The following is a 9324-nucleotide window of genomic DNA, read 5'->3' as shown; positions in this document are numbered from 1 at the left end:
CGTAGCCCTTGGCTCGTAGCCCGCAGCCCGTAGCCCTTGGCTCGTAGCCCGCAGCTCGTGGCTCGTAGCTCGTAGCTCGTGGCTTCAGCCTACAGCTTGTACGACGCCGGGTTGTCCCAGATGCTGTCCTCCTCGGCAAAGGCCGGGTTGTCGTCGGTGATCGCACGCTCGCCGATCAACTGCATCCAGGAGTCGATGTCGGCGCTGCTGATCTTGCCGTCCGAGCCATCCTGCTTGTGCAGCGTATCCAGCAGGGCGAAGAAGTCCTCGTTGTCGAGCAGGAACTGCGCCGCGTCCTGCTCCTTCTTGGAGTGGCCGTTTTCCGGGTCGGCGATCTTCTCGAGGTCTGACTTGCTGACGATATCGTCGCCGCCCGTCCAGTCGTTGCCGCCATCGCCCTCGTCCCAGTTGAAGAGAATGGTGTCGATGGTCTCCTTGTTCTCCTGGTAGAAGTCCTGGCCGTGGATATTGAGCTGCATCTGGTCCTGGTCGAAGTCGAAGAAGAAGTCGTCGACGTTGCCGTTCTCCCGGATCTCCTGGGTGAACTTCTTGTACTGCTCCGGCTGCGCCTCCCAAGCCGCCATGTCCTCGGGGAACCACTCCTTGAACAGCGGGTCGGGCTCCTTGTCGTCGTCACCGGCGTGCATCATGTCCTTGAAGCCGTAGCTGGAGTTGATCAGGTAGTTGAACTTCTCGCCCCAATCGTCCTCCGTCACACCATCTTCGGCGAACTGCTCGAACTGGTCGCGTATCTTGCCTTCGGTCTCGGCGCCTTTCTTCTGCGCCATCACCGCATTGAGGATCAGGCTGGCGAAGCCGACGCCCAGCCCGATCAGGTTGCCGATGGGGCCGGCCGCGCGCAGGCCCGCGCCCAGCCCGGAGAGCACGCGGGACGCGGTCTGCAGCGATGCCCCGATTTCGGCGGCCCCGCCGATGGTGAAGAACGAGCCGGAGACCACGCCGGTGGAGCTGGCGGCGAACTCTATCGGGGTGCCGCCGTTCTTGATCAGCTGGTTCAGCCCGACACCCGCCACGACGGTGTCGAGAATGCCGCCGGCGAAGTCGGTCATGTAGGCCAGGCCCTTGAGCGCCGGGCCGATGAGCGCCTTCTTCTTGCTGCCGATGTCGCCATCTCCACCGGTGCCGCCGGGGCTGTCGGGCGACGTGCCGCCAGGGGTGGGTTCGCCGTTGGTCATCACGTCGGCTTCGGCATCCAGCGCCTGGTTGAAGGGCTGCATGGCGACTTTCGACGACTCGCCATTGGCGGGATCGAAGCGCTGCTGGAGATCGCCGCTGAGGCTGTCGAGGTCGTCCAGCGCGTCGCCGGCGCCGCTGGGCAGGGCGCCGCCGTCCGTCGGGCGTACGTCGTCCAGGCGATTGGCGATCTCGTCCAGGCGATCGAGTTGCTGTGCGCGATCGCTGTCGGAGAGCGTCGGGTCGGATTCGATCGACGAGCGGATGGCACGATGTCTCTCCATGATCTCGTCGAACAGGGCCGGCGCCTGTTCCGGCATCTTGCCCTTACCCTTGCCATCGGCATCCAGCAGCTCCCGGTACTCCGCCACTGCCCGGTCGAAGTCGTCGATCTGGGCGAAGCGCTGCTCCGACGGCGTCGCCGAGGAGGCGAAAGGCTGGATCTCCTCGAACAGGTCGTCGACCAGCCCCCTGAGGTCGTCCGCATTCTGGGGCGCCAGGCCCTCCTTCTTCATCTCGACCTTGTCGAGCCGATCCTCGATCGTGTCCAGGCGCTGCTGGATCTCCTTCTTCTCGTCGTCGCTGAGCGAGTCGGACTCCTTGACGATGCGGTCGACCTCGTCGAGCTGGCCCTGGATGTCGTCGACCAGCCCCTGGGCCTTCTGCTCGAAGTCGGGAGCGTCCTTCTGATCGAGAAGGGTATCGAAGGATTCGAGCTTGCCGCGGATGTCGTCCAGCTTGCCCCGGGCCTGCTCGCCCGGGTTGAGGGAGGACGCCTTGTCGCCATTGAACGTGTCGGGGAAGCGCTCGCGCAGGACGTCGCCCATCTCCTTGTCGAGACCAAGCGCCTGGGTGATATTGGGGCTGCCGAACAGCTTGGCCAGCCGGCTGCCCTCGTCGAGTTTGGGGCCCACCGCGTCGGTGATGCCCTTGAGCGCGAAGGGCGTGGTGCCGATGAACACCAGCATGCCGCGCGCGACGGTCATGCGCTCTTGCCAGGTGTCGCCGAAATCATCGCCCGAGCGGCGATAGATGGCGTTGGCCAGCGCTGCGGTGCCGCCGATGGCGAACATCGTGTTCGAGCTCATCAGGCTGCGGAACTGGGATTTCAGCGAACTCTGCACGTTGGTGCGCTGGCTGTCGCTGAGCTCGACGATGGGCGGCTGGCCGTCGCGGCTGGTGGTCATGTTGCGGAACTGCTCGTTCACCTTCTTCATGACATCGCGCATGAGGGACGAATCCTTCAGCGCCGTCTCGACGTTGCTGCCGCTCAACGCCGCCGTCTTGATCACCTCCTTGAGGCCGGCGGCGATCGCCATGATCTTGGTGAACTGCAGCTTCTCGTCCGCCGACAGGTTGGGCGGTACCGAGCCCTTGGGATCGGTCTTGTCGGCGGAGAGCGCATCCTTCACCGCGTTCCAGACGCCATCGGTGGTCTGGATGCCGAAGGTGCTGTAGGTAATCCCGGTGAGAACGGTCGGCACCATGTCGGCGGCGACCTGTTCCGCGGCCTCCTCGCTCTCCGGCGGTATGTCGTCTCCGTTCCGAGAAGCATCGTACTCGGCGTCGATGTCGGCGAGTTCCTCCTCGAGGCCTCTGGCGGTACTGGCCGCCGTGATGCTGCCTCTCGCCTCGGCCGCGCGGTCGGGATCGAGGGCCTGCAGCGTGTTCAGGTCATTGTTCAAGCGGGTGGCGGCCTCGTCGCCGAAACCCTTGTCGCGCAGCTCCTCGATGGCATCGAGATAGTCCGCGCCCTTGTCGCCGGTCAACGAGTCGTAGATCTTGTCGGCGAGCCCGTCGCGATCCTTGATCTTGCTCTGGGCCTCCGCCATCGCCTCGTCGGTGAACTCGGCGATCTCCTCGTCCCCGAGCAGCTTGGCGAGCTCCTCGCCGAGCTTCTCCTCGTGGATCAGGCCGCGCAGGTCGGCCGGGTCCATGCCCTGGGTGTCGCTGGCGTAGTAGGTCCAGTCGCCGCCGTGGTCCACCGTCATGTAGGGCAGATACTGGAAGCTGCCATCGTCCAGCTGGGACTTGAGCTCGAGCAGGCGGGCATATTTCTTGAAGTTCTCGTTGTCCGAGTTTTCCGCCTTCTCCTCCAGCTTCTCCATGTAGAGTTCGGTGACCGTCTTGGCCTCGCCGTCGTCGTTCTCGACGGTGGTCTCCTGGCCCATCAGGTTGGTCTCTTCGGAGCCGGGCAGGTCGTGATCGGCGAACACGTCGTCGATGACATCCTCGCTGGAGGTCTGCTGGAAGCTGGAGGCGGCCTCGAAATGCTCCGGCGTCACCCCCTTGGAGACCACGAACTTCTCGCCGTCGACCTCGACCAGCTTGAGCCCCTCGATGACGTCGCCGTGCTCGTCGGTGGCGCTCTTGACGCTGTCACCCTTGCCCAGTACCGGGATGTCCTCGTCGGCGGAGCGCAGCTTGTAGCCGTCGTCCTCGAGTTCGTGGATCCGATCCCAGGTCTGCTGTGCGGTGGAGACCGTTTCGAACAGTGCCGGCGTCAACGCCTTCGATACCACCACGTCCTTGCCGTCGTGAGTGGTGTAGCGAATGACGTCCTCCCGCGCATCGTTCTGCCAATGGAACCGCTTGTAGTCGTTGAAGTCGGGGGCTTCGGTATCGGCGCCGGCAATGGTGGCGCCATCCTCGACCGCAATGTCGATGGCATCCTGGTGCTCGGCGTTACCGCCCAGGGTCGCGTACTGCTCGCTCAGGTAGTCATAGAGTTCCGGATTGTCGCTGCGCGCGACGACGAACTTCTCGCCGTCATGCTCGTAGCGAATCACCTCCGGGCCCATCTCACCGGGCGCGCCGACTTCGGTGTTGTAGTAGGGCGGTGGCGTGGCGTCGCTGCCGATGCGCTGGTAGCCATCCGCCTCGCTCTTGTTGATGCCGATCAGGCTCTCGTAATCCTTCTTGACGGCAGCGAAGAGCTCAGGGTTGGCGCGCTCGGCAACCACGACCCGGGTGCCGTTCTGCATCTCGTAGCGGATGACACCCTTGGCGACTTCGTCGGGCGGGGCGATGAAACGGTAGTCGCTCAGCTTGCCGGGAGGCTCGGCATCGGGCGGCAACACGCCATAGCCATCCTCTCCGCTCTGGTTGAGCGCGCTCATCTGGGCGGCATCCTGCTTGACCGTCTCGAACAGCGCCGGCGTGGCGTGGCGGTCGACCTCGACGGTCTTGCCGCCCTTGGTCTCGTAGCGAATGAGATCGTCACCGATGGTCACGATCTGGTTGTAGTCGTTCAGGTTCCTGGGCGCCTCGGTATCGGTATCGGCGCGCTTTCCAGGCTTGGATTCGTCGTCACCGGAGGGAGTGGATTTCTGGCTCAGGTGCAGGGTCCGCGACAGCGTCGACTGCCAGCGCCCGCTGCGCTGGCCATCGGCTCTCGGGTCGCCAGCATCCGGGAGAGGGTTCGAGACATTCTCGCGCGTGATTTCCTGAGCCATGGATTAGCCTCCGGTGGTTTTTATTAAATACTCGTTCAATGTCCACTTGAATTCAGCGCCAATTGGATAAAAGACGTGTCACCCTGTCGTAAAGTCGTCAGCCGTTGTCACGATATCGTAACGCGGGTGTCGCCATAAGATGCTGGTCCATGTTGCCGGAGCGTTCCGCCGCTGTTGTAAGACGTTACGCAACCCGACCCTGGACATTGATATAAAAGCGGGGAGTGGGAGTCATGACAACGGAGCGAGACACGCCATGCCGGGGTTCGTGGATGAGGTGGGCCAGCAGGTGGTTCGGGGTTGGTATGTCGGCGACCGCCAGGGCGAACCCCGCGCGGTGCTGGTCTCGATCAACGGCGAGGCTCGCTACTGCGCGCTGTGCCAGGAGCCGAGGCCCGATGTGGTCGAGGCGGGCCTCTCGACCCGGGCCGATGTCGGCTTTCTCGCACCGATGTCGCTGCGGCCGGGAGACCTGGTCCGGGTCAGCGCGCTCGACAGCGGGCGTCTGCTCAACGATGGCCTGGCCGTGGTGATGGCGCATGACGTCGATGACGGATTCATCGATGTCGAGACCGGCATGGCCCATCCCATCCTCGGGCCATGGGTCGCGCCGCTGCGGCCCCATCTCGAGGTGCGCGCCCTCCGCCCGCTGCCGGGTCACATGGGCCATCTCTCCGCGCTGGAGGTGCGAACGGCAGATACCCGCTATGTCGTCCATTGCCAGCTATCGCGCGCCCACGCTCTCGGGCTGGAACGGCTCTACCGCCAGGTGCTCGCGCCCGCCGGTATCGCGGCCCCGTCGCTGAAGGCCGTTATCGACCATGGGGAGACCGCCAGCCTGGTGATGGAACGAATCGAGGGGAAGCCGCTGGGCGCCCATCGCGAGGGCAGCGAACCCGCCTTCCGCGACACGCTGGACTCGCTGGCGTGGCTCGCCCTCGTCGGCCGTCCAGGTGGATGGTCCGATCGTGATATCGGCCGTCGGGGACGTCGCGCACTGAACAGGATGATCGTGGGCGTCTGTCTCTCGGCACTGAGGCGACGGCGGTGGCAAGAACTCGAACGGCTGCTGGGAATGGCGCTGGTCGTCTATCGGCTGCCGCGGGTCTTCTCCCACGGCGACCTTCACCCGCAGAACGTGCTGATTCAGGATTCGACCGGTGCGCCCATATTCATCGACTGGGACCACGCCGGCATGCTGCCGGTGGGCTGCGATCTGGCCCGCCTGCTGCTGAGCGTGCCGCCCAGGCTCGCCGAAGCGTGGATCGAGGCAATGCAGGGACGGGAAGGAGCCCCCAGGCCGGACGCGATGCGTCTGGGGTGGCTGATCATGACCTATTTCGCCATGTCGCAGCGTCACCCCGATTTCCACGCCACGGAGGAGGGCAAATATCTGCATCGTCGGTTCGCTGAGTCAGCGGGCCGAAAACCCCCGGGAACCGGGGCCGTTTCCCACGAAAATTGAAGCGATTGCGCAGCATCGTCTGCCGTCGGTTTGCGGTTTCTCATGCCGCTCACCTCATTAACAGTGTCATTACCTTTCTTAGAAAAGCCGTGCTGGTGCCCGCCGCGAGGAGCGGCTTAGAATGCATCGACCGGGGATTTTTTCCGCAGGAAGCGGTTTTTTTCGGTTAAGCGGCTGATTGATAAACGTTAAATCAGTGCCATCCGGGCGTTTGGCAGGGGAAGGTATGGATATCGATGCCTGGTTGAGCATCGCAACCGTCGTGGCGGTCCTGGCCACGCTCGTTTTCACTCGGATCGCGCCGGACGCCATCCTGGTCGGCGCCATGGCGTTTCTGATCTTCACCAACGTGCTGACGCCCCAGCAAGCGCTGGCCGGTTTCGCCAATACCGGGGTGATGACCATCGCGGCGCTATACGTGGTGGCGGCGGCGCTGAAGGAGACCGGCGCGATCAAGTGGATCGCCGCGCAACTGCTGGGGCAGCCGACCACGCTACGCCGCGCCCAGTGGCGGGTGATGCTGCCGGCCTCGATCCTGAGCGCCTTCATGAACAACACCACGGTGGTGGCGATGTTCATACCCGCCATCCAGGACTGGTCCAACCGCCTGCGGCTGCCCCCCTCCAAGCTGCTGCTGCCGCTCAGCTACATCTCCATCCTCGGAGGCACCTGCACCCTGATCGGCACCAGCACCAACCTGGTGGTCGACGGGCTGTTGCAGAGCCAACTGGGCGTCTCCCTCGGCATGTTCGAACTGACCTGGATCGGGCTGCCGATCCTGCTCGTCGGCGGCGGGTTCATCCTGATCTTCGCCACATGGCTGCTGCCGCAGCGGGATGGCACCAATGCCCAGCTGGACCAGATTCGCGAGTACAGCGTGGAGGTCACCGTCGAACCCGGTGGGCCGCTGGTGGGCAAGTCGATCGCGGATGCCGGGCTGCGCAACCTGCAGTTCGGCTATCTGGCCGATATCGAGCGCGACGACCACCTGATGACGGCGGTGCCGCCGGAGACGAAGCTGCTGGGCGGCGACACGCTGGTCTTCATCGGCGCGCCGGAGTGCGCCAGGGAGCTTCGCGAGATTCGCGGGTTGAGCCCCGCCAACGGCAACGTCCAGAAGCTGGATGTCGCCCACCACCGGCGCTGCCTGGTCGAGGCGGTGGTCAGCCCGGACTTCACCGGCATCGGGCAGACAGTGCGGGAATCCCGGTTTCGTTCCCGGTTCCAGGCCGTGATCCTGTCGATCTCCCGCCATGGCCGGCGCCTGAACGGCAAGGTCGGCGATATCGAGCTCCAGGTCGGCGACACCCTGCTGCTGGAGACCGGCCAGGAGTTCGTCGAGCAGTACCGTTACCGCAAGGATTTCCTGCTGGTCAGCCAGCTCAACGACTCCACGCCGCCCAACTTCCAGAAGGCGCCGCTCTCGCTGGGCATCCTGGGCGTGATGGTGGTGCTCAGCGCGACCAACCTGATATCGATCCTGGAAGCCGCCTTTCTCGCGGCCGGGGCCCTGCTGATGACCGGCTGCCTCACCATGGGCAAGGCGCGGCGCTACATCGACCTTTCGGTACTGATCGTGATCGCGGCCTCGTTCTCCCTCGGCGCGGCGATGACCCAGTCCGGCGCGGCACGGACCATCGCCGAGCTGGTGGTCGGGCATATCGACTCGCCCTGGCTGGCGCTGGCGTTCATCTACCTGATGACGGTGCTGTTCACCGAGATGATCACCAACAACGCCGCGGCGGTGCTGATGTTCCCCATCGCGCTGGCGGTCTCGCAGCAGCTGGGGGTGGATTTCATGCCGTTCGTGATCGCCATCACCATCGCCGCCTCGGCCAGCTTCATGACCGCCCTGGGCTACCAGACCAACCTGATGGTGATGGGGCCGGGGGGATACCGGATGCACGACTACCTCAAACTGGGAGTGCCATTGAGCTTGATCGTTGGCGCTGTCAGTATTCTGCTCATACCGATGATTTGGCCGTTCTAGGGCTATCGACGACGGATCGTGGTAGAAAAGGCTCCGACGGCAGGTAGCGCCCAGTCCTGACCGGGACTGGAAGTCCGCAACGACAGACAAAGGAATGGAATGAAAATCGATGAAGTCATCAGGCGTGAACTGCTCTCTGGCGTGGTCGCCGCCGGTGAACGGGTACTGGAGATCTACGCCCAGGATTTCAGTGTCGAGACCAAGGCCGACGATAGCCCGCTGACCCAGGCGGACATGGCCGCCCACCGGGCGCTGACCGCGCTGCTGCAGCGCGTGACGCCGGAGATACCGCTGCTCTCCGAGGAGAGCGACGCCATCCCGTTCGACACCCGCCGGCAGTGGTCGAGCTACTGGCTCATCGACCCGCTGGACGGCACCAAGGAGTTCATCAAGAAGAACGGCGAGTTCACGCTCAACGTGGCGCTGGTCGAGAATGGCGTGCCGCGCTTCGGCATCGTCCATGCGCCGGTGCTCGGCATGACCTGGTGGGGGGATGCCGACAGCGGCGCGTTCAAGATCACCGCCGAAGGTGAACAGCCGATTCGCGTGCGCGAGCTGCCGGCGGCGGGCGACCAACCCTGGCTGATCGTCGGCAGTCGCTCCCACGGTGCCGAATCGTTCGAAGCCTTCTGCGCCCAGCTGCCGGCCCACGAACGGGTCTCCATGGGTAGCTCGCTCAAGCTCTGCCTCGTCGCCGAGGGCGCCGCCGACCTCTACCCGCGCCTGGCGCCGACCTGCGAATGGGACACCGCCGCCGCCCAGGCCGTCGTCACCGCCGCCGGCGGCCAGGTGCTCGACGCCCAGACCCTCGAACCACTGCGCTGCAACCAGCAGGAAAGCACCCTCAACCCGTTCTTCATCGTCTGTGGGCAGCGTGATTCCCGTTGGCGCGATGCGCTGAGTTCGGCGCTTCGCGCCTGACGCTGTAAGTGGAAACAGCTTTAAGCCATAAGCTCTAAGCTGTAAGAAAATTCAAAAGCCAAAACCGTTTGATTTTGCAGCTGAAAACGGTCGTTTTTTTTGCTTACGGCTTACGGCTTACGGCTTACGGCTTACGGCTTTTGCCCATTGCTATCGAACCTGTGAACTTACCGGAAAAGCTATGAAAGAGTTGACCCCCGAACGCCAGACCCATCTCAAGCAGCTCGAAGCCGAGTCCATCCATATCATCCGCGAGGTCGCGGCCGAGTTCGGCAACCCGGTGATGCTCTACTCCATCG

Annotated in this window: 4 protein-coding genes and 1 pseudogene; 4 read left to right on the top strand and 1 reads right to left on the bottom strand. The window is 64.1% G+C overall.

Features of this window, described 5'->3' with window-relative positions:
- Positions 1-89: 89 nt before the first annotated feature.
- Positions 90-4649, bottom strand: a complete 4560-nt coding sequence (locus Q0602_RS01265; RefSeq protein WP_298837731.1) for a hypothetical protein — start codon at positions 4647-4649, stop codon at positions 90-92.
- 256 nt (positions 4650-4905) lie between these two features.
- Here Q0602_RS01265 and Q0602_RS01260 point away from each other — a divergent pair, with 256 nt between their 5' ends.
- The 4 genes and pseudogenes from Q0602_RS01260 to Q0602_RS01245 all read left to right on the top strand — a co-directional run.
- Entirely contained in the window at positions 4906-6114 is a 1209-nt protein-coding gene (locus Q0602_RS01260; protein WP_298837729.1) for an aminoglycoside phosphotransferase family protein, read from the top strand.
- 226 nt (positions 6115-6340) lie between these two features.
- Positions 6341-8104, top strand: coding sequence for an SLC13 family permease (locus Q0602_RS01255; protein ID WP_298837727.1), 1764 nt, complete (start codon positions 6341-6343; stop codon positions 8102-8104).
- A gap of 99 nt (positions 8105-8203) precedes the next feature.
- Positions 8204-9025, top strand: a complete 822-nt coding sequence (gene cysQ / locus Q0602_RS01250; RefSeq protein WP_298837724.1) for a 3'(2'),5'-bisphosphate nucleotidase CysQ — start codon at positions 8204-8206, stop codon at positions 9023-9025.
- Positions 9026-9206: 181 nt separating this feature from the next.
- A pseudogene (locus Q0602_RS01245) lies at positions 9207-9324 on the top strand (sulfate adenylyltransferase small subunit); the annotation flags it as partial.

Origin of the sequence: uncultured Salinicola sp., from assembly GCF_937921195.1 — a bacterium.
Classification (GTDB): domain Bacteria; phylum Pseudomonadota; class Gammaproteobacteria; order Pseudomonadales; family Halomonadaceae; genus Salinicola.
This window is presented reverse-complemented; position numbering and strand designations above follow the sequence as displayed.

Coding starts and splice junctions, on each gene's coding strand:
- Q0602_RS01265 (WP_298837731.1), bottom strand. CDS start 4,649: ATGGCTCAGGAAATCACGCGCGAGAATGTCTCGAACCCTCTCCCGGAT.
- Q0602_RS01260 (WP_298837729.1), top strand. CDS start 4,906: ATGCCGGGGTTCGTGGATGAGGTGGGCCAGCAGGTGGTTCGGGGTTGG.
- Q0602_RS01255 (WP_298837727.1), top strand. CDS start 6,341: ATGGATATCGATGCCTGGTTGAGCATCGCAACCGTCGTGGCGGTCCTG.
- cysQ (WP_298837724.1), top strand. CDS start 8,204: ATGAAAATCGATGAAGTCATCAGGCGTGAACTGCTCTCTGGCGTGGTC.